Here is a 22,267-nt window from a genome sequence, read left to right on the forward strand (position 1 = left end):
TATGGTCCTTAAAAAGGAAATCTATGCAGAAAGGATTTCAGTTTTGCACATGGCGCCCGAGTGCCATTTCATAGCAGGAGACAAGCGCCTTGGCCTGGTTGAGATCGGTCAAACTGGCGGCGGTTTTGCTGACCAATTTGCGCATGAGTTGTTCCCCGTCTGCATCGAGCTGCGCGAGTTTTTTGACAATGTCTCCCAGTTCATCCGGCGTTTCATAGGAAAACCCATTTACACCTCTGATAATCAAGTCGGCATTGGCACAAGATGGATTCAAGACGACGGGCAACCCGCTCGCAATAGCCTCAATCGGGGCAGCTTCCATCGTGATGGAATCCGACGCACTGACAAAAGCCTTACAGACGGAAAAGCATAGACTGAGATCGTCGCGAGTAAGGCCTCCTGCAAAAAACACCTTATCGCCAACGCCAAGTACCCGTGCACGTTCGTGTAACTCTGCAGCATCCGGACCACTGCCCACCAGAATGAGCCGCAAGTCGTCTCTTGTGGCTACCGCTTTTCCCCAACAGGCGAGAAGTTCCTCCACCCGTGTTTCTGCACAGAGACGCCCGGAAAAAACAAACCCAATTTTTCCATCGGTCAAATGCATGCGTGTACGCATCTCCTCCTTGGCGGGATCGTCCAGCGAGCGGGGCAAAAACGCTCGGTATCCACACAATAGGGGATTCTATGAATTTGACAGGGAAACAGCACCTGAGCCGCCTCTGCACATTTCTGGGAGGCGGTGGTAACCACGTCTGAACCAGAGAGGATTTTTTTGAAGAGCATCTGGCACTGCCTTTTATTGAGAAGAACTGCTGGCCGGTTAGAACCGAATCCTTCCTGAACATCCTGAAGGTCGTGCAAGGTGCAAACAACCGGCAGCTGATGCTTTTGGGCGTATTTCAGACCGAGTCCGCCGACCTCAGTGATCGTTTGGATGTGCACCAGTTCCGGGGAGAAAGCCTCAATGAAAGGAACCAAGCCGGGCAGCTTTGATACCCGGGCGCTCTGTCCAAAAAGATTGGAGCTTGGTTTGGCAGGACAATAGAGAATCCCGTCTTGCTCGTAGCACTCGTCGGTCTCTGGGTCGGTTGTAACAATCAAAACCTCATGCCCCAGTTTGACAAGACCTTCGGCTAAAAGAGACACGTGTGTAGCCGATGCGTTTGCCTGGGAGAGGTAGGCTTCTAAAAAAAGTGCAATTTTCATTTTTCACCCGTCCCTATATTCATTGCTCTTACGAAAATACAACGGAAAAAGAGCATTTTCACAAAAATGCCGTAGAGGTAGAATGATGCGTCACCATTATAGCATATTCTCCCGCATCTGTAACATAAAATCCTCCATATTATTTTAGGCAATTCCCTTTAAACTTCTCCGTTATTGATATATAATAACAACAAGATGTTTTCCGGATGGTCTAGTCCACCGGGCCGATGGCAGCTTCGCGGGGAGGTTGTCGATTGGAAAAGTAACAAAGAAAGCAGGTGTATCCATGATGCCAACCAGTCAATTTCGAGTATCCCTTTCCAAAGTCATGCAGGAGCTCTCTTTGGATGTCATCAATATGTGCGGCGACCCGGATAAAATTATGATCTCTTCCATGGACGTCAACCGTCCAGGTTTGGAACTCAATCGGTTCTTTGATTATTACGACACCAGCCGAATCGTAATTTTTGGCAATGCGGAGACCGCATTCCTCGATTCCTTGGAACCGGCGGAACGCGCCAAGGTTTTGGACGAGCTGTTCTCGCAGAAACCGCCGGCTGCCATCATAGCGCGGGGCTTGAAGCCTGCACCAGAGCTGCTGGAGGCGACAAAACAGAACGGTGTACCGCTGCTGAGTACCCAAGAGACCACTTCCAGCTTGGTAGCAGCGCTGGTACAGTTCATGAATGTAGAGCTGGCGCCGCGTATTACGCGCCATGGTGTGCTGGTTGAAGTTTACGGCGAAGGAATTCTGCTGGTAGGGGACAGCGGTGTCGGCAAGAGTGAAACGGCAATCGAGCTTATCAAGCGAGGGCATCGTTTGATCGCAGACGATGCGGTGGAGATCCGGCGTGTTTCCGCAAAGTCTCTCGTTGGTTCTGCGCCGAAAAATATCCGCCATTTTATCGAGCTGCGTGGTATCGGAATCATCAATGCCCGCCGTATCTTTGGTATGGGTGCGGTTAAGGTGACGGAGAAGATTGATATTGTAATCAATCTGGAAATTTGGGACAACAAAAAGGTATACGATCGTATGGGAATCGACAGCGAGTACACCGAGATCCTGGGAATCAAGGTTCCGGTATTGACGATTCCGGTCAAGCCCGGACGAAATCTTGCGATTATCATTGAGGTTGCAGCAATGAACAATCGCCAGAAGAAGATGGGCTATAATGCTGCCACAGAGCTTTTGGCCAGCTTAGGAATGGATGTGTCCACGTTGCGAGAGGATGAAAAGAAGCTGGAACTGGACCTGTAAATTGTTCGGGCATGTTTATTATTTGAACGATCAGCCGTGTGCCCTAAGGGGAAAACTTCCTTTTGCGGCATGCGGGAATCTCTTGCGGCGGCGGTTCTATCCATTGGAACCGCCCCGTACATTTTATTGCATACGGAGCAGAGAACGATGAAAATTATAGCGGATACTCATTGTCATACCATCGCGTCCACGCATGCGTATTCTACCCTCAACGAAATGGTGCACGCGGCGGCAGTAAAAGGGCTGTACGCCATTGCCATCACCGACCATGGTGTCGCCATGCCGGATGCCCCGGGAAAATGGTATTTCCAGAATTTAGTAGTGGTGCCGCACAAGTTGGAAGGCGTATTGGTCTTGCGCGGGGAAGAGTGTGATGTGATAGACTACGAAGGGAACACAGATCTTTTGGAGAGCGACTTGAACAGTTTGGATTGGATTGTTGCTTCGATGCATGATCCGGCTATGCCCAAAGGGCCGCATTCTGTAGAAGCGATCACCAATGCATGGTTGAACATTTCCAAAAATCCGCACATCCAGGTGATTGGGCACAGCGGTTCCGAACAATTCAAGTATGATTATGAGCGGGTCATCCCAGAATTTGGGCGGAATGGGAAACTGGTTGAACTGAACGAGGCGACGTTCAGCAACCGCCGGAAATCGGTCCAGAACTGTGTACAGATTATGAAGCTCTGCAAACAGTATGGGGTTCCCATTGTGGTCAATACGGATTCCCATTTTTCGGCACGTGTGGGATGCTTTGAGAATTCTTTGCGCTTGTTAGAGGAACTGGATTTCCCAGAGGAACTGGTGGTCAATTCCAGCGTAGAGCGTTTTAATGCCTACTTGAGGCAATACACCAAGGTATATCAAGACCCTCTGTTGGAATTGGATTTGCTTTAAAGAATAAATGGCGAGGGAGGAACACGATGAACCGGATTGAAATGCTTGGGAGAAAGGCATTGGCTTTCGGATGTGGCGTGGCTTATGAGGAGCCGATGAACCGCCATACGACCTTTAAAATTGGCGGTCCCGCCGAGCTTTTTGTGACGGCGCACAATGCGGCAATGTTGTCTGACTTTTTGCGGGAAGCGAAGGAACTGGACGTGCACGTCATGATGGTTGGAAACGGTTCCAACCTGCTGGTGAGCGACGAAGGAATTCGCGGCGCGGTGATCCTGTTGGACGGCGAATTTTGTGATGTTCATCAACGCAGTGAAAAGGAGATTGTGTGTGGCGCAGGTATTTCCTTGGCAGGCCTGTGTAATTTTGCAAAGGGGCGGTCCCTTGCTGGCTTGGAATTTGCTTGGGGCATCCCCGGATCGGCAGGCGGAGCAGTTTATATGAATGCGGGGGCTTATAATTACGATATGAGCAGTGTTGTCACCTCAGTCAGCCATGTTGCGCCGGATGGGACGTTTGGCATTTTGTCCGGGGATTCTTTGCAGTTTGGTTACCGGCACAGCGCCTATATGGAAAACGGTTGTACCATCGTTTCCATGACGCTGGAATTGCAGCGGGGCGATGCAGGGCAGATTGCACTGCTGATGGAGGAACACTATAATAGCCGCAAGGCAAAGCAGCCTTTGAATAAGCCCAGTGCAGGCAGCGTGTTTAAACGGCCGGCTGGCCATTATGCGGGGGCGTTAATTGAGCAGTGTGGACTCAAAGGACGCCGTGTGGGCGGAGCCGCAGTCAGCGAAAAACACGCTGGATTTATAGTGAATTTGGGAGATGCGACCTGTAAGGACGTCTTGGAGCTGATTTCCATCATCCAGGAGACGGTTCTCCGGGAAACAGGGGTCTCTCTGGAATGCGAGGTGCGGCTGGTGTCTTGACCGGCCGCCCGGATGTTTACAGGAAAGGATGCGAGTTTTCATGGAATTTTTAATCGTCACAGGCCTCTCTGGGGCAGGAAAATCCCGAGCGGTGGATGCTTTGGAGGACATAGGGTTCTATTGTGTGGACAACATCCCACCCAAGCTGATTCCTACGTTTTACGATCTGTGTGCCAAGGCGGGGAACACTTTTTCTCGCGTCGCTGTGGTGACGGATATCCGCGGGGGCGATATGTTCAGCAGTCTGTTTGAGACATTGGACGATTTAAGAAATGAGGATAAACGCTATCGCATTTTATTCCTGGATGCAAACGACTTTGTGCTCATCAACCGTTTTAAGGAGACGCGCCGGAAACATCCTTTGGCAGAGAACAACCTGGGTTCTCTGGAACAAGCGGTTAAGCTGGAACGTGAGATTTTGCGCCCCGTCCGAGAAAAAGCGGATTATATCATTGATACCTCCTTTCTTTCTCCGGCACAGCTCAAAGAGCGCATCTCCAACCTGTTTTTGGGAGATGCTTCCCAGGCTCTGATGATTCATTGTGTCTCCTTTGGTTTTAAGTATGGCATCCCAACGGAAGCCGATTTGGTCTTTGATGTGCGCTGTCTGCCGAATCCATTTTATATCGAGGAACTCAAACCTCTCACAGGCTTGGATGAACCGGTATACTCCTACGTGATGAAGTGGGAACAGACAAAGGGCTTTGTGCAGAGGCTTATCAGTTTGATCGACTACATGATTCCGCTCTATTGTGATGAAGGGAAGAGTCAGTTGGTGATTGCGATCGGTTGTACCGGAGGAAAACACCGTTCCGTCGCGTTGGCTCAGCTGCTTTACGATCATCTTCTGGAAAAAGGGCATCGGACAAGTGTCAATCATCGGGATATTCGAAAATAAACGGTTTTTAAAAGCCTGCGCTTGGCAGAAGACCGGAATTGGACAGTAAGGCGGTGAAATCGTGTCGTTTGCGGCAGATACCAAAAATGAAATGTGTAAATCAGTACCGCAGCGCTCCTGCTGCAGAAGGGCGGAGTGCTACGGTTTACTTTTATTTGGCAGGGGTTTTTCAAGATCGTCGGTCTGTATGGTAACAGAAAATGCCTCTGTCGCCCATCAGGTGGCTCAATTGGCGGCACAGGTGGCCGGGGTCATCGTCGATCTACGCAGTTCTTTTTCCCGTAAGAAGGAGAATCATAATACCTTCTCCGTCTTTGTAGAGGGGGACGACCAGAGAGAACGCCTGTTGAGCGTCTTTGGACATGAAGCGGGGGAGATGAACCTGCGTATTCATAAGCAGAACTTCCTCTGCCCGGATTGCCTAGCGGCATTTTTGCGCGGTGCATTTTTGTGTTGCGGCACGGTAACCGATCCAAACAAGGAGTATCATCTGGAGTTTGTTGTGCCTTATAGCAATTTGGCAAAGGATCTTTTATGTATCCTACAGACCTGTGGTGTTGAAAATTTACAGCCGGGTTTGAGCAACCGGCGGGGGGCGTTTGTGGTTTATAGCAAGGGAATGGAGCAGGTTACGGATGTGCTGACATACTTGGGCGCTCAATCGGCCGCTATGGAGCTCATGCAGGTCAAGATGCTCAAAGAGGTTCGCAATCAGGTCAATCGCCGGACCAACTTTGAGACAGCAAATCTTGGAAAAACGGCAACAGCTGCAGCCCGACAGTTGTTGGCAATCCAGAAGATTGTTGCCTCTACGGGATTGGGAGAATTGCCGGAAGACCTGCGCGAACTGGCAGAACTGCGCCTGCAAAATCCGGATATGTCCCTGCGGGAATTGGGGGAGACGCTTTCGCCTCCGTTGAGCCGATCCGGAGTCAATCATCGTTTACAACGCCTTGTGGAATTGGCAGAAAGTCGATCCGAGCGATAAGAACCTGTTACATTTATGGAAAAGGGGGAAGCGACATGTTTGCGCACCTGCATTTGCATACGGAATACAGCCTTTTAGACGGCGCATGCCGCATCAACCGTCTTTTGGATACTGCGGCGGAACGTGGGGATAAAGCGGTGGCGATCACAGACCACGGCGTGATGTATGGCGCGGTGGAGTTTTATAAGGCGGCAAAGGCGCGCGGCATTAACCCGATCATTGGCTGCGAGGTGTACGTGGCACAGCGTTCCCGGTTTGATAAGACCCGTGAACTTGATTCTGAGCATCGCCATTTGGTTCTGCTTTGTGAAAATAACACTGGTTACCAAAATTTAGCCGCTATGGTATCAAAAAGTTGGATCGAAGGGTTTTACAGTAAGCCGCGGGTGGACTATGAGCTTCTGGAGCAATACCATGAAGGGCTCATTGCGCTGTCTGCTTGCCTGGCAGGAGAGATTCCACGGGCACTTACAGCAAATGATTACGAGCGGGCAAAGGAAGCGGCCTTGCGCTATCGGGATATTTTTGGAGACGGGAATTTCTTTTTGGAACTACAGGATCACGGAATTCGGGAACAAAAATTGATCAATCCGTCGTTGATTCGTCTGTCTAAGGATACCGGAATTCCATTGGTGGTTACGAACGATTGCCACTATATTCAACGTGCAGACAGCAAGATGCACCATATTCTTTTGTGCATTCAAACGAACCATACCGTCGAAGATAAGGACGGCATGGAATTCGCCTCGGATGAATTTTACTATAAGACGGAGGAAGAGATGCGCGCGTTGTTTCCAGATCATCCGGAGGCTGCCGACAACACTTGGAAAATTGCAGAGCGCTGTCGTGTAGAGTTTGAATTTGGAAAGACGAAGTTACCACATTTTGATACGCCGAACGGGCAGGAAAACACAGCTTATTTTCGCGAGAAATGTTATGAAGGGTTGTACAAATACTACGGAGAGCATCCGGATTCTGCCATTGTTGAGCGATTGGAGTACGAACTTTCCACCATTGAAAAGATGGGGTATGTCAATTACTATCTGATTGTATACGATTTTGTCCGGTATGCGAAAAGTGTCGGGATTCCGGTGGGACCTGGGCGTGGTTCCGGGGCGGGCAGCTTAGCTGCATACTGCATCGGCATTACAGGTGTGGACCCATTGCGGTATCATCTGCTGTTTGAACGTTTTTTGAATCCGGAACGGATCAGTATGCCCGATTTTGACATTGATTTTAGCGATGAGCGCCGGCAAGAGATGATCGATTATGTGGTGCGTAAATACGGCAGCGATCATGTGGCGCAGATTGTCACTTTTGGCACGATGGCGGCACGCGGATCGATTCGTGATGTGGGACGCGCTATGGCGATTCCCTACGCGACTGTGGATAGCATTGCAAAGCTGGTTCCAATGGAGCTGAATATTACACTGGAAAAGGCGCTGAAGGCTTCCCAAGAGTTGCGGCAGCGATATGATACGGACCCGCAGGTTCATGAGCTGATCGATATGGCCCGCCAGCTGGAAGGAATGCCCAGGAACGCTTCTACACATGCGGCCGGAGTCGTAATTACAGACCGCCCGGTAAGCGAATATGTCCCGTTGGCAAAGAATAATGATTCGATCGTCACACAATATACCATGACGACATTGGAAGAACTGGGCCTGCTGAAAATGGACTTTCTGGGCTTGCGGAACCTATCGGTCATACACGATGCGCAGGGGATGATTCGGGAAAAGGACCCGGATTTTCAGATTGAGAAGATTCCGTTGGACGATCAAAAAGTCTTTGACATGCTTTCCGCCGGCTCGACGGATGGGGTCTTTCAATTTGAATCCGGTGGAATGCGCAGTGTCATTATGCAGCTGAAGCCGGAGCACCTGGAAGATCTGATTGCGGTGATTTCTCTGTACCGTCCCGGGCCGATGGATTCCATCCCACGCTACATTGAGTGCCGCCATCATCCAGAGAAAGTGCGGTTCCGCCATCCGCTGTTGCGGGACATTCTGGACGTCACCTATGGGTGTATTGTCTATCAGGAACAGGTTATGCAGATTTTTCGAAGCTTGGCGGGGTATTCCCTCGGACGTGCTGATATTGTTCGCCGCGCCATGAGCAAGAAAAAAGCGGCTGTAATGGAAAAGGAACGGCAGATTTTTATTTATGGTTTGGTCAATGAGGACGGCACGGTGGAAGTCGAGGGATGTATCCGCCGTGGAGTGGATGAAGAAACCGCCAAAGCGATCTTCGGCGAGATGGAGAGTTTTGCCTCCTATGCATTCAACAAATCGCATGCAACTGCTTATGCAACCCTGTCCTATCAGACGGCTTGGCTGAAATGTTATTACCCGCGAGAGTACCTGGCGGCGCTGCTCACCAGTGTTTTGGACAATACAAACAAGTTGGCGCGCTACATTGCAGAGTGTGTTCGTTTGGGAATCCGCGTATTGCCTCCCCATGTCAACCTCAGCCGCAACGGCTTTACCGTTGACGGCCAAGACATTCGTTTTGGGCTTTTGGCAATCCGGAATCTGGGAAAGGGATTCATCAGCAGTCTCCTACAGGAACGCGATGAAAATGGTTCGTATACCTCGTTTTATAATTTCTGTAAGCGGATGTATGGAAAAGATTTAAACCGCCGTGCATTGGAAAGTTTGGTAAAATGTGGTGCGTTGGACCAGTTAGGTTATAACCGTAGGCAAATGTTGGAGAGCGTTGCTTCTGTCCTAGAGTCGTTGGATGCGGACAAACGACGCAATGTTGAGGGACAGCTGGGTTTCTTTGACAGCTTAACTCCAAAGGCGGCGGAGGAAGAATTTACGGTCGGACCTATGCAGGACTTGAGCATTGCGGATAAGTTGGCCATGGAAAAAGAAGTGACGGGAATGTATCTTTCCGGACACCCAATGGCAGAGTATTTAGAAGAATATGACCGATTGCATGCAGCAAAGACGGGAGATTTATTGGATGAAGAGCTGGACCGTTACCATGACGGCGACAACGTAACACTGTTGGGAATTCTTACCAAGGTTCGTTTGAAGGTGACAAAAAACAATAGCACAATGGCTTTTGTCACCGTGGAAGATATGTTTGGCTCCATTGAAGCCCTGGTATTCCCAAATACTTTGACGCAGTATGCGCCCCTCATTGCAGAGGGAAATATTGTGCAGATGCGCGGACGTGTCAGTATGCGCGAGGATGAGGAGACCAAACTGGTCTGTGAACAGGTACTTCCTGCTCCAGAAAAAGGACATCACGTGGAGGGGGCGCCCAAAAGAAAAACAAAGCGGCCCGGTTTATATCTAAAAGTTCCAGGAAAAGAGAGCCCTTTATATGAGAAGGCCAAGAAATACCTGTTGATCTTTGATGGACCAACTCCCTTATATGTTTATTTTGAAGATACGAAAAAGTTGATGCTTGCTCCTACCGCTATGCGTGTGGATGTAAATGATGTGTTATTGCGCGAACTTCGTAAGGTTTTGGGGAATGCAAATGTTGCTTTTGTGAAAGAATGAGTGAATTTTCCATATAGCGGGTTCATTTATCCATATTTATGTCTTGATTAGTTCTTACAAAATACGCTATAATAGGGATAATTAGACAAAGAATCCAGTATCAGCGCCATACGGGCGCGGCTTTATAAAATCAAATAGATTTTGTTTTAGGAGGATACGGTTATGAGTATGAAAAAAATTGGCGTGCTGACAAGCGGCGGTGATGCACCGGGTATGAATGCAGCGGTGCGTGCAGTGGCGCGTACAGCGTTGACTTCTGGAATGGAAGTTCTTGGTATTCACAGAGGGTATCACGGCTTGTTGAACGGCGACGTGTTTGCGATGGATCTCCGCAGTGTATCGGATATCATTCATCACGGCGGTACAATGCTGTATACAGCGCGCAGTAAGGAATATAATACGCCGGAAGGAGTTCAGAAGGCGGCTGATATGTGCCACCAGTTGGGCATCGAAGGCGTTGTGGTGATCGGTGGCGACGGTTCTTTCCGTGGTGCGCGCGACCTGACTGGAGCAGGCATCCCCTGTGTCTGTATTCCTGGTACCATCGACAACGATGTATCCAGCAGCGAGTACACGGTCGGTTTTGATACGGCCATGAATACAGCGGTGGAAATGGTGGACCGTTTGCGTGATACGACAGAGTCCCACGATCGTTGCAGCGTTGTAGAGGTAATGGGCCGCCGCTGTGGCGACTTGGCGTTGCAGGTAGGAATTGCAGTGGGCGCAACCGTGATTCTGGTTCCGGAAGTTCCGTTTGACTTCCAGAAGGACATTATCGACCGCATGCGGTTTACCCAGAAAACTGGCAAGAAACACTTCATTATTGTGGTGGCTGAAGGCGTCGGCGGTGTGACAGAGTTGGCAAAGAAGATTGAAGAGAGCACGGGAATTGAGACGCGTGCAACCGTTCTGGGCCATGTACAGCGCGGTGGTTCGCCGACGTTGCGCGATCGTGTAGTAGCCAGTGAGATGGGTTATAAAGCGGTAAAGCTGCTTGAGAGCGGCCGCAGCAATCGTGTCATTGTGGTTCGCGAAGGTAAGGTTGTCGATTTGGACATTACCGAGGCGTTGGCGATGAAGCGTCCTTTCAACAAAGAACTCTATGATATTGCATTGAAGATTTCCATCTGATTTGGAGGGGAATCTACATAGAATTGGTTAAAAACGGGCGAAAACGTGGTTCGAATTCGCCCGTTTTTTCTTCCTTTTCTTTGGAAATAATTTTTAAAAAAAGTTTGGGAAAAGCTATTGACAGATTGTGTAGAAAATGCTAAAATTAATCTCGCGCTTGAGGGTACCGCAAAGAAATAGGGGTATAGCTCAGTTGGTAGAGCAGCGGTCTCCAAAACCGCGTGCCGAGGGTTCAAGTCCTTCTGCCCCTGCCATATGGCTCGGTAGTTCAGCTGGTTAGAACGCTAGCCTGTCACGCTAGAGGTCGACGGTTCGATCCCGTTCCGAGTCGCCATTTTGCTGCTATGGCTCAGTCGGTAGAGCACATCCTTGGTAAGGATGAGGTCACCAGTTCGATTCTGGTTAGCAGCTCCACAAAAAGTCCAGGAACCATTTGGGGTCCTGGACTTTTTGTTATCTGTATTTTTTTGATTGTCGCTATTTAGGCATGGTTACAAAAAACGGATCTGTTATACTTTGGGATATGTACTGAGGGAAAATGAAAAATGAGATTTCAAAAAATGGATAATGCTTCATGCTTGTTCATGGCTAAAGAGATAGGATGTCCTTATCGTGCCTAACTTCACTCTACTCCATGGAATCGCTTAAATCTATATCCACCATTCTGGCGTCAGTTCACTGAGAGTCAAGATCTGATTGGTATCATAATCCATCATGATTTGTACTTGATTGCATTTGCCCGGCATGAGTTGAGCCATAAATTCACGACATGCGCCACAGGGGGCTCCCGTTTTTCCGTTTGGCATTAACGCTACGACGCGCCTCAGCTCATTTTCCCCATTGGTTATCATGTTGAATATGGCGTTTCTTTCTGCACAGATACCAAGGGAACACGCTGTATCTACACAGACGCCAACATAGATTTTCCCGGAGTTTGACTCAACGGCCGCAGCTACACATCCTGCACGGATTTGTTCTGAAAGGACCCGGTCATTTTGAACTGCTTTTGCAGCGTTATATAAATCCATCCATATTTGGTCCATTTTTACCTCCTTTGTTTTCCGTTGGTTCAGCTGTTTTCACTTCGAAATAGCTTGTTGAACCCATTTCATTTTTATTTGCTCCGAATGTTAACGATACAATTATCCCGTGTTTCTTTCAATGTCGAGCTGTAACTGGGGAGATCCGCATTTTTATTCACATACTCACCAAATCCGCTTTTTGAAAGAGGGGGCCAAAAGACTTAGAAAGAGGATGAATAAATGCCGAATGCACTTTTTGTTGGCAATGGCTTGAACCGCTGTTATCCGACTCTACATTCCTGGGGCGGTATGTTAGAAAGTTTGGCGGAAAGACTAGGTGTGTCAGGAAACAAAAATGCTTCCTTTACCATGGAGTTTGAACGCATTGCCAATATTGCTTTGAAAAAAGGGCGCTTTTCTGGGGATCAGGCATTCCGGCGGATCAAAACCTGTGTTGTTTCGTCCATGTTGAATCCAAAAAGTCAGCCGCAAGTGCTCCATAGGTGTTTGATGGAACTGCCGGTGAAAGAAATTTTGACGACCAATTATGATTATATGTTGGAGTATGCATGGGACCCAGGTTTTTTTCAGCGTGGGATAAGGGCGGGGAGCGATGAAATTCGTTATAGCTTATACCGCAAGCAGATCGTAGGAGGGAAGATAGTCCGGCATATTCATGGAGAGGCGAAGGCCCCTTCCTCGGTTTGCTTAGGTTTTGAACATTATGCAGGGGCTTTGGCAAAACTGAGAGGGATGCTGCTCGCCCACGAACCGGGCGTACGTGATGTGGTACTATTTAATCTGCTAAGAGGAGAACGGAAGAGCACCGGAAGTTTTGCAGACCTGTTTTTTACGCACGACCTTTTTTTCGTTGGCTATGGGTTGGATCGGGTGGAGGTGGACGTCTGGTGGCTGCTGACGTATCGGGCTTTCCTGATGAATGCGAATTACCGCGGGATGGCTTCCTTTATAAAGAATCGCATTGTATTTTACCATGTGGGAGAAGAAAGGGAAAGCTTTTTACAGCTGCACTCTTTGCTTGAAAGTTTAAATGTTGAGGTGGTTTTTCAACAGGTGCCGGCAGGAAGTTATGAGCGAGGATATTTGAATGTGTTGGAGAAGATTCGGCAACATCTGCGGGGAAATGAATCTTTCGTCAAATGAGCATTTCAGTGGCTATAGAACCATCGGTTGTAGAGGACGTTTCTGTTTAAACGATCCATTGTTTCCTGTTTTTTTGGAAAATGCTTGCAGATTTCGATTGATTCCTGTATAATGATTTCTCGCACGACTTTAAGTTAGGAAAGGAATGTTATTGTGGACGAAATCGAGCAAATTTATTCCGGGGAGATCTATCGGCCGTTTCTTCTTTATTGTGAGCGGCACCATTACAAAACGATGACGGATTTGGCTCGGTGCAGATTTGATCAACTTGCAGCATCAGAGGGTCTTCAACCGCGCTTGGTAAGTCGAATCAAGACCATGTTTCTTATGTATGTCAAACAGCATACAGAGGCTTTCTTAATCGACCGGCGTGTTTCTAGACCAGCGACAACGCCGCAGAAGGCACAGGGTTCCTCCAATTTGGAAGGACAGTTGGAAGCATTTTTTAAACAGAATCCAGACCGCCTGATTCGTATGCCTGAGGTGACGAAAGCCCTGGGCGGAAAAGTAAAGCGCAGCGAGGTTCTGGATATTTTGGAGCGATCCGATTGGTGTAAGGTTGTGGATGGTACGACCTTTTTCTATTCCTCGGGGACTTGACCCCATCCTGTAGAGAGCTGTTTTGGCTCTCTTTTTCTTTATCATGCCAGAGTTTTAAATCTCAAAAGTTCGAACAAAAGGACATTTTGTGCGGCCATAAGCGTCCAAAACGGATGAGTCCTCTGAAAGCCTTCTTTCCCTTTTTCGGAAAGAAGGCTTTCAGAGCTGGCGCTTATGTTTCGGAATCGGGCTTTGTGGGTGGATAAAAAGAAGGGAAAAAGGAGTCCGGCGACTCTTTAAACCGTTTGACTAGATCCTCTTGGGGATCGCCCGCATTTTGGGGCGCCTCATCCACTGAGGTTCAGGGTTCTCTTTGGGGTTCATACAGTGGTAGACGTTCATTTTTACAACCATGATTCACACCTCCACCAATATTTTATTCGATAGAAGAGGATTGGTGTCCGAAAAGAATCAAAGGATAGAAAGGAAGCAAAAGCGGATGAAACGATACTTTTTTAGGACTCACAAGTGGGATGCAATCAATCGACTATTCGGCGGACAAAAAGAGTTCGATCCACATCGATATGAGAAGTATACGGAATTAGAAGTTGTCCGTCAGGACGATGGGCGTTTCTCGGTATGGGGGAATGATAAAGAGGATACAGATCTATTGCGCGATACTCATAAGGACCCACAGGCATTATTTGCTGCAATTGCAGACCTTGCGGATGAGGTCGTGTTAGACGAAGATTGAGGAACGATCAATGCTGGTCGGAATTTCCGAAAAGTTTTATTTTTTCCATAGTTGTGTGGCATCGTTGCAGCTGATTCCGCAACAAGCTCAGTTCCACTTGAGAATTTGCATCTGTTGAAATGAGCTGTGCATCTTCAATCAGATGAATGTTTCTGATACAACGAAACTCCATTTGGTGTAGAGCTTCACAGATGTTTTCCAGATCGGACGAATCAAATTGCATAGCGATACCTCCTTCAAATAATTTGTTGTTAGTATACCCGATTTTAGCCCGAATCTGAGGGGATAGAGGGGTTGGTTGTATGAATCCAATCATTTTGACCGAGACTTGAAAGATAAGGAAGGTGTTATCCATGAAATGGCTGAATCATCTTGACTACAAATTTGGCCGCTATGCGATTCCTCATTTGATGTATTATCTCTCTGGTATAATGCTGGCGATTTTTTTAATCGATCTGTTTCTTCCAGGGGCGCCAGTTCAATCGCTACTGGCACTTGATATGGGGTTAGTCGCACAGGGACAAATTTGGCGTTTGATCACATTTATCTTTTTGCCCCCCTCCAGTTCTCCGTTTTGGATTTTATTCAATCTCTATTTTTATTGTCTACTGGGCAACGCTTTGGAAAGCGAATGGGGAGCCTTTCGGTTCAATGTTTATTATCTTTGCGGCGTACTAGGGTCAATTTTGGCCGCATGGGTCACCGGCTATGGAGTCAATCATTTTTTGAATTTGTCCCTTTTTTAGCCTTTGCTGCACTTTATCCCGATTTTGAATTGTTGCTATTCTTTATTTTGCCAATCAAGGTGAAATATTTGGCGTTAATTAATCTAATTTACTATGTTGGTGCGTTCCTCTTTGGTACCTGGGCTTCTAGGGCGGCAATTCTGATGTCCCTATTGAATGTCTTGCTCTTTTTTGGCGGAGACTTCTTCCGTTGGGCAAAACAAAAGATGCGTTATTGGAATACAAGGCGCAATTTTCGGAAATATAATCGATAGGCAGTATTTTTTGGAATTTTTGTATTGGAGCGGTTGCACAATTCTGCCAATTGGTGGTATAATTTGTTTAAATGTCATTGAAATATGTGGGGAGGCGTTCTATGAAACGGTTTTTCTGTCTATTGTTGGTAGTAAGTCTGTTCCTGCTTACCGGCTGTTTTGGAAATAGTGAGGAGGGAGAGACGTCTTCAGAGAATTCCGCTCCGGCGTCCTCCTCCCCAGCAGAAGAGGAGCCTTCTCTCATCCCAGCGGCATTGCCCGCCTTACCAGATGTGCATCTGACCATTGGGAGAATTGTCAATATCATCGAAGGAAGTTATGCGAATGTTCGTAGTGCGCCTGACCAGACCAGCCAGGCAATCGGTAGAGCCTACTTGGGGGATACTTTTTTAGTGGATACAGACGGTAGTTCTGGCGATTGGGTTAAGATTACCTACGAAGGACAGGATGGTTTTATTTTTAAGGCATATATTGAAGTTCAAGCATAAAGAAAAGACAGCCTCGGAGGTCCGAGGCTGTCTTTTCTATCAGGGTTGGATTGCAGCGGCAAAGCGGGTGAAATTGTGTTCTCCAAAGAAGTGTTCTTCCCAGATACGGCGGCAATTGGCCCGCAGTGCCTGGCGTTCCGCAGGGGAAAGTTGCGCAAAGGCAGTGATATGATGAGCAAGAACAGAGGGCTCGAATTCCATGGGGAGCAAATAGCCGGTTTTTCCCTCACAGACGATTTCAGAGGTACCACCTACGTCCGTAGCAATAGCGGGAATTCCAAAGGAACAGGCCTCCATGATACTGACTGGAAGACCTTCAGAACTGCTGGTGTTGATAAAGATATCCACTGGATGTTGCCGGTAATAGGCCATCAAATCTTCATTCCGAATGGGCCCTGCAAGCTGACAATCCATAAACGAAAGATGTTCCTTTGCATAGGCTTGCAATGCTTCCAGCCCATCCCCTCCGCCAAAATGAGTCCATCGAAGCTTCAGGCCACTTTTCTCCAAAAGAGAGAGTGCCTGTGCTAGAAGCTCTACACGTTTGACTGGAGAGATATGGCAACAACTGACGATTTGTAATTGGTTTTCCTGCGGTTTTGGAGAGAGGCCAAAGTCACGGGTGCCCAGATAAGCAGTCTCTACCTTGTCGCGGTAGGCTGGATAACTTTTTTGCAGCAGCTGGCTTCCATTGGCTGAACAGGGGTAAACGCGGTCGATGTGCTTCAAAAGATAAGGGCGAAGAGGCAGATAACCGGTCGCATTGCGGTCTGCATAGAGGTCGTAGCGATGCGCGCGGCTAACTGCACGTGTTGCTTTTGCTTTACAACAATCCCGCAAACGGACGGCTACAAGCGCAGTATCGTAAAACCAATAGCTATAAAAGGTGACTCCATCCCAATGCTCCAAATCACACCCCTCTAACTTTTTAGAGACCGCACGGTAAACAGCATCGGCCTTTGCCAGAAAGTAGGTTAGGAATCCCCGGCGCTTCAAAGAACCTCGGACAGCTGCACGTTCTTCCGGGCCAGCATATCCATTGCACTGAGTGAAGGGAAGATAGGAGAACGCGGTTCTCAACAGGGCCCGTTTGACATGGCTTGCGGGAATATGAAAAACCGTTGCATTTGCTGGGACCGAACGGGTTTGTTCTGGGGTATCGGAGGTGCTGGTGGCAACAATAAACAGCCGGTCAAATGCCTTAGCCAGCACAGGAACCTCATCTTCGATGAACTCTTCTCCCTTGTCAAAAGGATACGTTTTTGTGAGGAGAACCAGACAGGTCTTCATGAAAATGCCTCCAATCAAGATGTGTGCAAGTTTAGGATAACATACCGCCCCATGCATTTCAACCGCCAGTGCGGTTAGATTCTACTTGCCCTCTCTGGGGGAGGATGGTATAATTTGTACAATTAAAAAGGAAAATAGAGAGGGGACTGTCCCCTAGAAAGGAGGCTTTGCCATCGATGAACTTACTGTATCTCACATTTCAGGAAGATGCACCGCTTTATCTGGGCGTTACCCGAAAAATTCGCGGGCAGGCGTCTGCATTTCAAAAGTTAGGTTATCATGTGACCTACACATTGTGGAATGGAAGAACGTTTTGTTTTTATGGCGCAGACAGCTGCGAGGTACAGATTGGGCAAGGCCGTGTGATGAAACAGTTTTTCCAGATTGCAACCGACTATGTGGCTTCGCATCGCTTTGATGTGCTATATATTCGTTTGGACCGAATCAGTTTTGATGCGATTCGTTTATGCCGAGCAGCCAAACGAGCGGGAACGCGACATATTGGAATAGAAATACCCAATTACCCTTATTTAAAGGATTACGCACGAAACCTCCAATACGCAGAGGGGCTAAAGGCCCGAGCAGTAACTGCAGCAAAGATTGCTGCCAACATCAGCGGGGACCGCCTATCAGGGGGATCTTTGAAGGGATTGGTCAATGGCGTTGTGCTCTATGGAAATCATGCGGACTACTTTTTCGGTGTAAAAGCGATCAATGCGGACAATGGTATTGATACGGATACGATACCGGTTGTTCCCCCAAAGCAGGAAGGGGAACCTATCACCATGTTGGGGGTGGCAGGCACCCTGTGGTGGCAAGGGTATGACCGTATTTTACGGGGAATGCAGGCGTACCGGCAGGCAGGCGGGCGGCATCCATTGCGCTTTGTTCTGGTGGGGGGAGACCGCACGGAAATGCCGGATTTTTTGGCGCAGGTAAAGTCCCTGGGCTTGGAGAAAGAGGTGCTTTGTCCGGGTTTTCAAACAGGTGATGCGCTCAACCGCACGTACCGCACAGCGGATGTGGGAATTTCTACGCTGGGATGTTTTCGGCGAGGTCTGACACGTTGTTCCTCCTTGAAAGCGCGTGAATATGCGGCTGCAGGCCTGCCGTTTCTCTATGCATACGACGATGACAGTCTTACTGGAAAGGAACCTTTCGCTCTCCGAGTGCCCAATGACGATACTCCTGTAGATATGGAACGGTTGATCGCATTTGTTGAGCGCTGCCGTAGACAGCCGGATTGTAGCGTACAAGAGCGTACGTTTGCAGAAGAACAATACGATTGGAAGGCAATGATGCAGCGCATCCTTGTATTTCTTGGTGTTTAAGAAGGCGGAAAGGAGGGCTTTTATTTGCCGAAAGTCAGTGTGATTGTACCGGTTTATAATGTAGAAGCATACTTGGACCAGTGTGTAAAGAGTATTTTGTCCCAAACATTGGAGGATATAGAAGTATTGTTGATAAACGATGCATCTACGGATGGATCGTTGGAAATCGCCCGTTCCTATGAGAATGATGCACGGGTACGGGTGCTGGATAAACCTCACGGCGGGTTGGGAGATACCCGCAACTACGGGGTAGCCCGTGCGACGGGAGAATACCTTGCTTTTGTAGATTCGGACGATTGGGTGGACCCGGAAATGCTGGAAACCGTCTATGCGGCAGCAAAGGAGCATTCGGCGGACTTGGTAGTCTTTAATTACATGCGTGAGAACTTAATTGACGGGGAAAGCCGTGCTTGCAGTGTTCCGCTACAGGCTTCTGGATCGGACGAAGAGCGCAATCGAGCGCTGCTGGAAGAATTGATCGGTCCTTCGGTGAGTGGGAGCCCTTGGCGCACAACAGAGATGTTAGGATGTGCTTGGCGTCGATTGTACCGGCGAGAGTGGTTTGTCGAGAACCATCTGTTGTATCCCAATGAGCAGGAGGTCATGTTGGAGGACTTGCCCGTATCGATTATGGCGCATGCGTTGGCTGAGAAGATTGTGTTTGCGAAGGGCGCCTATTATCATTATCGCTATAATCCGGTATCGCTCAGCACCCGCTATCGCCCTCATAAGATGGAAATGTTGACCAAGTGTTTTCAGCTGGTACAGAAGTTCCTGAAAAAGCAAAAGTTGTATGAGCAATATCGAGAGCGCCACTTGGCCTGGTTGCTTCGGAATGCAGCACACTCGGCACTGGTAAATTGTTTTAGTCCGCATAACCCTGCGGATTCCAAGCAGCGTAAGGCAGAGGTCCAAGAGATATTGAATACACCGCTGCTCAAGGAGGCGGCGGCTTCCAATTATCTCGCGGAAGGGAACCGGTCAGACCGGTTGCTCCTGCGGGTGATTCGTACGGGGAATCCAGCCGTTGTCTATGCCTTTTATCGGTTTTATACCCATATGCTGTTCCGTGATACGCAAAAAAAATAACCGAAGGAGGGAACGACATGTCCCGGAAAAAGCAGGTGCTTTTTATCAACTACAGTCTGCACAGCGGCGGGATTGAAAAAAGCTTGGTGACTTTGCTCTCCCTGTTCGATTTTGCAAAGTACGAGGTTGATTTGCAGCTTTTCGCCAACGAGGGCCTTTTTCTGGAGCGTGTGCCTTCTCAGGTGCATTTATTGCCGCCCTTGTTCCCTGCGGAATATAAGTTGAATATCCGCCAAGCGCTGACCGCCCTTTTGAGAAAGGGCCATCCGCTTGTAGCAATCTGCCGGCTGTTGGTGACCTTCGCGGGGAAAACTCCCGGAGGAATGGGAGACCGTCTGGTGCGCATGTGGAAGATTGAGAAGCACTTTGTACATTCCGCTCAGAAGGAATACGATGCAGTTGTTGCCTTTATGGAGGGACAGCCGATCTATTATGCCGTTACAAAAGTTAAGGCAAAGAGGAAGATCGGGTTTATTCATGGGGATTACAATGCGATGGGCTTAAATCAGGATTTTGACCGTCCCTATGTAAAGCAACTGGACGCTCTTTGCACGGTGTCAGAGGGATGTAAGGCCGCTTTAGAGGACAATTTTCCAGAATTTCAGGAAAAGTTTCATGTGATCTATAATATTATTTCGGCGCGTTTTTTGCGGAAAATGGCGGAGGAGCCAGCGAATTTCAAGGACGGCTTCCAAGGAAGCCGGGTGTTGACGATTGCGCGGCTTTCTACGCAGAAAGGGTTGGACCTGGCCCTGCCTGCGATAGCGGCTCTTCGAGAAAAAGGATTGAAGTTCCGCTGGTATATCATTGGTGTCGGTCCAGAGGAGGAATCTTTGAAAGAGCAGGCGCGTTCACTGGGAATCGAACAGAATGTTTGTTTTTTGGGAGAACAGGCCAATCCATATCCCTTTTTGCGCGCGTGTGAGGTATACTTACAGCCGTCGCGCTTTGAAGGAAAATCGATCGCAGTGGATGAAGCCATGGTGCTTTGTAAACCCATTTTATTAACAGACTTCTCCACAGCAGCGGATCAAGTGACCTCCGGAAAGAATGGATTGATTGTCCCTATGACGCCGGAAGGGATTGCAGAGGGGCTTGAAAAGCTCTTAACGGATTCCGCGTTGCGAAAAGAATTCCACAATGCCCTTGCAGCGGAGGACTTCACGAATGAAAATGAAATAGAAAAGGTATATTCCTTATTGAGTATAGAATAAACATAACTGTTTTGAATCGAAGCAATTTTGTGCAGAAAGGAGCGCCTGGTTGGCGCATCGGAGAAACGATATGCTGTTAAAAGATTTGCTGGAAGGACTGGAGTATCAAGCGACCGGGAGTACTGAAAAGGAAATCGCGGATTTGGTCTATGATTCACGCAAGGTCAAGCCCGGCTGTGCGTTTGTCTGTTTGTGTGGAGCCAACGTAGATGGACACCTTTATGCCAAACAGGCTGTAGAAGCGGGCGCAGTGGCGGTCATCGCCCAGCATGCGGTCGAGGTTGAGGGAGTGACCGTCGTGTTGGTAGCGGATACCCGTTATGCACTTGCTGTCCTCTCAGCAGCGTATTTTGGACATCCCGCCAAGGATTTACGTGTGGTAGGCCTTACAGGCACCAAAGGGAAAACCACGACTTCTTACATGATTCGCTCTATTTTGGAGGATGCAGGGATTAAAACGGGCTTGATCGGTACAATCGGCACGGTAATTGGTGAGAAGATCATCAAAACAGAAAATACAACTCCGGAATCGTATGAGGTACAGCGATCACTGCGGGAAATGGCAGACGAGGGCTGCCAGGCGGCGGTGATCGAGGCTTGCCTCCATTGGGTTGCGCGACCATCGTGTTTCAGGTTTTACATTTGCGATTGGATTGTTTACCAATCTTTCTCCGGATCATATCGGAGGAAATGAGCACAAATCGTTGGAAGAGTATCGTGCATGCAAGGCTCTCCTGTTTCGGCAGTGCGAATTGGGAATTGTAAACATGGACGATGAAAATTGGCAGGCAATCACGGAGGGACATACCTGCCAGTTAGAGACCTATGGGTTCCATGAAGAAGCACAATTGCGCGCAAAAGAGGAACGTCTGCTCTCCCGACCGGGGTATCTGGGCGTGCATTTTGAATTGGAGGGGCCTTATTCGTTTGGCGTAGACGTTGATATTCCCGGACATTTTAGTGTCTACAATGCCTTGGCGGCCATTGCGGTTTGCCGCCACTTTGGCGTGACCGAGGAAAATATCCGGCGCGGTTTGAATGCAGTGAGGGTCAAGGGACGTGTGGAGCCGGTAAAAGTGCCGGGGAACTATACGCTGTTGATCGACTATGCGCACAATGCAGTCAGGCATGGAGAATATTTTGGAGACGCTGCGAGAATACCACCCGAACCGTTTAATTTGCCTGTTTGGCGCTGGTGGTAACCGGGCGCGTTCCCGGCGCTATGAGATGGGGGAGGTCAGTGGAAGGTTGGCGGATCTTTCCGTTGTGACGGCCGACAATTCCCGCTTTGAAGATGTGATGGATATTATCGCAGACATCGAGGTGGGATTGCATCGAACAAACGGTAAATATATTGTCATCCCAGATCGGAAGCAGGCCATTCAATATCGTATGGATCATGCGCAGGAAGGAGATATCATTGTCCTGGCTGGCAAAGGGCATGAGGATTACCAGGAGATCAAGGGCGTGAAGTACCATCTAGACGAACGCGAGGTTGTCGCGGATATTTTAAAAGAAGAGGGGTTAGCTTAAAAGCCAAC

General features: G+C 48.6%; 23 protein-coding genes and 3 tRNA genes. 21 read left to right on the forward strand and 5 right to left on the reverse strand.

The genetic code is table 11. From position 1 onward, the window contains the following. Positions 1 to 37: 37 nt before the first annotated feature. Positions 38 to 619, reverse strand: a complete 582-nt coding sequence (locus ACGCCZ_RS12735) for a glycosyltransferase (RefSeq protein WP_411656205.1) — start codon at positions 617 to 619, stop codon at positions 38 to 40. Beyond that, the gene (locus tag ACGCCZ_RS12740; protein WP_411656206.1) at positions 598 to 1,209 is read right to left on the reverse strand and encodes a glycosyltransferase family 4 protein; all 612 of its coding nucleotides are present in this window, start codon (positions 1,207 to 1,209) and stop codon (positions 598 to 600) included. Before ACGCCZ_RS12740 ends, ACGCCZ_RS12735 begins: the two co-directional genes overlap by 22 nt. Positions 1,210 to 1,495: 286 nt before the next feature. On the opposite strand from ACGCCZ_RS12740, the gene hprK reads away from it, so the two are divergent. The 10 genes from hprK (at position 1,496) to ACGCCZ_RS12790 (ending at position 11,248) form a co-directional block, all read left to right on the forward strand. Beyond that, positions 1,496 to 2,467 (forward strand): HPr(Ser) kinase/phosphatase, encoded by a 972-nt coding sequence (hprK, locus tag ACGCCZ_RS12745; protein WP_411656208.1) that lies wholly within the window; start codon positions 1,496 to 1,498, stop codon positions 2,465 to 2,467. Positions 2,468 to 2,614: 147 nt separating this feature from the next. Further along, on the forward strand, positions 2,615 to 3,367 hold the full coding sequence (locus tag ACGCCZ_RS12750) for a phosphatase (RefSeq protein WP_158088990.1): 753 nt from the start codon (positions 2,615 to 2,617) through the stop codon (positions 3,365 to 3,367). 26 nt (positions 3,368 to 3,393) lie between these two features. Next, positions 3,394 to 4,302 (forward strand): UDP-N-acetylmuramate dehydrogenase, encoded by a 909-nt coding sequence (gene murB, locus ACGCCZ_RS12755; protein ID WP_054324164.1) that lies wholly within the window; start codon positions 3,394 to 3,396, stop codon positions 4,300 to 4,302. A gap of 40 nt (positions 4,303 to 4,342) precedes the next feature. Beyond that, positions 4,343 to 5,200: an RNase adapter RapZ gene (rapZ, locus tag ACGCCZ_RS12760; protein WP_054324165.1), complete on the forward strand. Its 858-nt coding sequence runs from the start codon at positions 4,343 to 4,345 to the stop codon at positions 5,198 to 5,200. 91 nt (positions 5,201 to 5,291) lie between these two features. Beyond that, on the forward strand, positions 5,292 to 6,188 hold the full coding sequence (gene whiA, locus ACGCCZ_RS12765) for a DNA-binding protein WhiA (RefSeq protein ID WP_242967362.1): 897 nt from the start codon (positions 5,292 to 5,294) through the stop codon (positions 6,186 to 6,188). 35 nt (positions 6,189 to 6,223) lie between these two features. Further along, positions 6,224 to 9,703, forward strand: a complete 3,480-nt coding sequence (locus tag ACGCCZ_RS12770) for a DNA polymerase III subunit alpha (RefSeq protein WP_411656210.1) — start codon at positions 6,224 to 6,226, stop codon at positions 9,701 to 9,703. Positions 9,704 to 9,865: 162 nt separating this feature from the next. Then, complete coding sequence (gene pfkA / locus ACGCCZ_RS12775; protein ID WP_085533058.1) at positions 9,866 to 10,834, forward strand: 6-phosphofructokinase; 969 nt, start codon at positions 9,866 to 9,868, stop codon at positions 10,832 to 10,834. A gap of 178 nt (positions 10,835 to 11,012) precedes the next feature. After that, positions 11,013 to 11,088, forward strand: a tRNA-Trp gene (locus tag ACGCCZ_RS12780). Between the two features lie 3 nt (positions 11,089 to 11,091). Continuing rightward, positions 11,092 to 11,168, forward strand: a tRNA-Asp gene (locus ACGCCZ_RS12785). A 4-nt stretch (positions 11,169 to 11,172) separates the two neighbouring features. Beyond that, positions 11,173 to 11,248: transfer RNA gene (locus ACGCCZ_RS12790), tRNA-Thr, on the forward strand. 236 nt (positions 11,249 to 11,484) lie between these two features. On the opposite strand, the gene ACGCCZ_RS12795 is transcribed toward ACGCCZ_RS12790, so the two are convergent. Next, complete coding sequence (locus ACGCCZ_RS12795) at positions 11,485 to 11,877, reverse strand: cytidine deaminase family protein (RefSeq protein ID WP_054324166.1); 393 nt, start codon at positions 11,875 to 11,877, stop codon at positions 11,485 to 11,487. Between the two features lie 219 nt (positions 11,878 to 12,096). Here ACGCCZ_RS12795 and ACGCCZ_RS12800 point away from each other — a divergent pair, with 219 nt between their 5' ends. From ACGCCZ_RS12800 to ACGCCZ_RS12810, 3 genes are all read left to right on the forward strand, one after another. Then, complete coding sequence (locus tag ACGCCZ_RS12800; RefSeq protein WP_085533056.1) at positions 12,097 to 13,020, forward strand: SIR2 family protein; 924 nt, start codon at positions 12,097 to 12,099, stop codon at positions 13,018 to 13,020. Between the two features lie 318 nt (positions 13,021 to 13,338). Beyond that, the gene (locus ACGCCZ_RS12805) at positions 13,339 to 13,620 is read left to right on the forward strand and encodes a hypothetical protein (protein ID WP_411656211.1); all 282 of its coding nucleotides are present in this window, start codon (positions 13,339 to 13,341) and stop codon (positions 13,618 to 13,620) included. Positions 13,621 to 14,059: 439 nt separating this feature from the next. Beyond that, complete coding sequence (locus ACGCCZ_RS12810) at positions 14,060 to 14,314, forward strand: hypothetical protein (protein ID WP_054324171.1); 255 nt, start codon at positions 14,060 to 14,062, stop codon at positions 14,312 to 14,314. Positions 14,315 to 14,321: 7 nt separating this feature from the next. Here the strand turns inward: ACGCCZ_RS12810 and ACGCCZ_RS12815 are convergent, their stop codons facing one another. After that, entirely contained in the window at positions 14,322 to 14,537 is a 216-nt protein-coding gene (locus tag ACGCCZ_RS12815) for a hypothetical protein (protein WP_054324172.1), read from the reverse strand. A gap of 130 nt (positions 14,538 to 14,667) precedes the next feature. Here ACGCCZ_RS12815 and ACGCCZ_RS12820 point away from each other — a divergent pair, with 130 nt between their 5' ends. Together ACGCCZ_RS12820 and ACGCCZ_RS12825 are read left to right on the forward strand one after the other, a co-directional pair. Beyond that, complete coding sequence (locus ACGCCZ_RS12820; RefSeq protein WP_411656212.1) at positions 14,668 to 15,060, forward strand: rhomboid family intramembrane serine protease; 393 nt, start codon at positions 14,668 to 14,670, stop codon at positions 15,058 to 15,060. A 355-nt stretch (positions 15,061 to 15,415) separates the two neighbouring features. Next, positions 15,416 to 15,802, forward strand: coding sequence for an SH3 domain-containing protein (locus tag ACGCCZ_RS12825; RefSeq protein WP_054324174.1), 387 nt, complete (start codon positions 15,416 to 15,418; stop codon positions 15,800 to 15,802). 39 nt (positions 15,803 to 15,841) lie between these two features. Here ACGCCZ_RS12825 and ACGCCZ_RS12830 read toward each other — a convergent pair whose 3' ends face one another. Further along, positions 15,842 to 17,092 carry a glycosyltransferase gene (locus ACGCCZ_RS12830; RefSeq protein WP_054324175.1) on the reverse strand — a complete coding sequence of 417 codons (1,251 nt, stop codon included), beginning with the start codon at positions 17,090 to 17,092 and terminating at the stop codon, positions 15,842 to 15,844. Between the two features lie 176 nt (positions 17,093 to 17,268). Here ACGCCZ_RS12830 and ACGCCZ_RS12835 point away from each other — a divergent pair, with 176 nt between their 5' ends. The 6 genes from ACGCCZ_RS12835 (at position 17,269) to ACGCCZ_RS12860 (ending at position 22,259) form a co-directional block, all read left to right on the forward strand. Next, positions 17,269 to 18,423, forward strand: a complete 1,155-nt coding sequence (locus tag ACGCCZ_RS12835; protein WP_411656213.1) for a glycosyltransferase — start codon at positions 17,269 to 17,271, stop codon at positions 18,421 to 18,423. A 24-nt stretch (positions 18,424 to 18,447) separates the two neighbouring features. Continuing rightward, complete coding sequence (locus ACGCCZ_RS12840) at positions 18,448 to 19,512, forward strand: glycosyltransferase family 2 protein (RefSeq protein ID WP_411656214.1); 1,065 nt, start codon at positions 18,448 to 18,450, stop codon at positions 19,510 to 19,512. Between the two features lie 17 nt (positions 19,513 to 19,529). After that, positions 19,530 to 20,726: a glycosyltransferase gene (locus ACGCCZ_RS12845; protein ID WP_054324179.1), complete on the forward strand. Its 1,197-nt coding sequence runs from the start codon at positions 19,530 to 19,532 to the stop codon at positions 20,724 to 20,726. 70 nt (positions 20,727 to 20,796) lie between these two features. Next, entirely contained in the window at positions 20,797 to 21,420 is a 624-nt protein-coding gene (locus tag ACGCCZ_RS12850; protein WP_411656215.1) for a Mur ligase family protein, read from the forward strand. Continuing rightward, positions 21,380 to 21,928, forward strand: a complete 549-nt coding sequence (locus ACGCCZ_RS12855; RefSeq protein WP_411656217.1) for a Mur ligase family protein — start codon at positions 21,380 to 21,382, stop codon at positions 21,926 to 21,928. Before ACGCCZ_RS12850 ends, ACGCCZ_RS12855 begins: the two co-directional genes overlap by 41 nt. After that, a complete protein-coding gene (locus ACGCCZ_RS12860; protein ID WP_411656218.1) occupies positions 21,867 to 22,259 on the forward strand; it encodes a glutamate ligase domain-containing protein in 393 nt (130 codons plus the stop codon). The genes ACGCCZ_RS12855 and ACGCCZ_RS12860 overlap by 62 nt, the downstream gene beginning before the upstream one ends. Positions 22,260 to 22,267 lie beyond the last annotated feature (8 nt).

This window comes from Anaeromassilibacillus sp. SJQ-1 (genome assembly GCF_046693725.1).
GTDB lineage: Bacteria > Bacillota > Clostridia > Oscillospirales > Acutalibacteraceae > Anaeromassilibacillus.

Excerpts from the sequence above, each read along its gene's own strand:
- pfkA (WP_085533058.1), top strand. The coding sequence starts at position 9,866 with ATGAGTATGAAAAAAATTGGCGTGCTGACAAGCGGCGGTGATGCACCG.
- ACGCCZ_RS12845 (WP_054324179.1), top strand. The coding sequence starts at position 19,530 with ATGTCCCGGAAAAAGCAGGTGCTTTTTATCAACTACAGTCTGCACAGC.
- ACGCCZ_RS12800 (WP_085533056.1), top strand. The coding sequence starts at position 12,097 with ATGCCGAATGCACTTTTTGTTGGCAATGGCTTGAACCGCTGTTATCCG.
- ACGCCZ_RS12850 (WP_411656215.1), top strand. The coding sequence starts at position 20,797 with ATGCTGTTAAAAGATTTGCTGGAAGGACTGGAGTATCAAGCGACCGGG.
- murB (WP_054324164.1), top strand. The coding sequence starts at position 3,394 with ATGAACCGGATTGAAATGCTTGGGAGAAAGGCATTGGCTTTCGGATGT.
- hprK (WP_411656208.1), top strand. The coding sequence starts at position 1,496 with ATGATGCCAACCAGTCAATTTCGAGTATCCCTTTCCAAAGTCATGCAG.
- ACGCCZ_RS12830 (WP_054324175.1), bottom strand. The coding sequence starts at position 17,092 with ATGAAGACCTGTCTGGTTCTCCTCACAAAAACGTATCCTTTTGACAAG.
- ACGCCZ_RS12740 (WP_411656206.1), bottom strand. The coding sequence starts at position 1,209 with ATGAAAATTGCACTTTTTTTAGAAGCCTACCTCTCCCAGGCAAACGCA.
- ACGCCZ_RS12795 (WP_054324166.1), bottom strand. The coding sequence starts at position 11,877 with ATGGACCAAATATGGATGGATTTATATAACGCTGCAAAAGCAGTTCAA.
- ACGCCZ_RS12815 (WP_054324172.1), bottom strand. The coding sequence starts at position 14,537 with ATGCAATTTGATTCGTCCGATCTGGAAAACATCTGTGAAGCTCTACAC.
- ACGCCZ_RS12820 (WP_411656212.1), top strand. The coding sequence starts at position 14,668 with ATGAAATGGCTGAATCATCTTGACTACAAATTTGGCCGCTATGCGATT.
- ACGCCZ_RS12835 (WP_411656213.1), top strand. The coding sequence starts at position 17,269 with ATGAACTTACTGTATCTCACATTTCAGGAAGATGCACCGCTTTATCTG.
- ACGCCZ_RS12735 (WP_411656205.1), bottom strand. The coding sequence starts at position 619 with ATGCGTACACGCATGCATTTGACCGATGGAAAAATTGGGTTTGTTTTT.
- whiA (WP_242967362.1), top strand. The coding sequence starts at position 5,292 with ATGTGTAAATCAGTACCGCAGCGCTCCTGCTGCAGAAGGGCGGAGTGC.
- ACGCCZ_RS12805 (WP_411656211.1), top strand. The coding sequence starts at position 13,339 with ATGTTTCTTATGTATGTCAAACAGCATACAGAGGCTTTCTTAATCGAC.
- ACGCCZ_RS12750 (WP_158088990.1), top strand. The coding sequence starts at position 2,615 with ATGAAAATTATAGCGGATACTCATTGTCATACCATCGCGTCCACGCAT.
- ACGCCZ_RS12810 (WP_054324171.1), top strand. The coding sequence starts at position 14,060 with ATGAAACGATACTTTTTTAGGACTCACAAGTGGGATGCAATCAATCGA.
- rapZ (WP_054324165.1), top strand. The coding sequence starts at position 4,343 with ATGGAATTTTTAATCGTCACAGGCCTCTCTGGGGCAGGAAAATCCCGA.
- ACGCCZ_RS12825 (WP_054324174.1), top strand. The coding sequence starts at position 15,416 with ATGAAACGGTTTTTCTGTCTATTGTTGGTAGTAAGTCTGTTCCTGCTT.
- ACGCCZ_RS12770 (WP_411656210.1), top strand. The coding sequence starts at position 6,224 with ATGTTTGCGCACCTGCATTTGCATACGGAATACAGCCTTTTAGACGGC.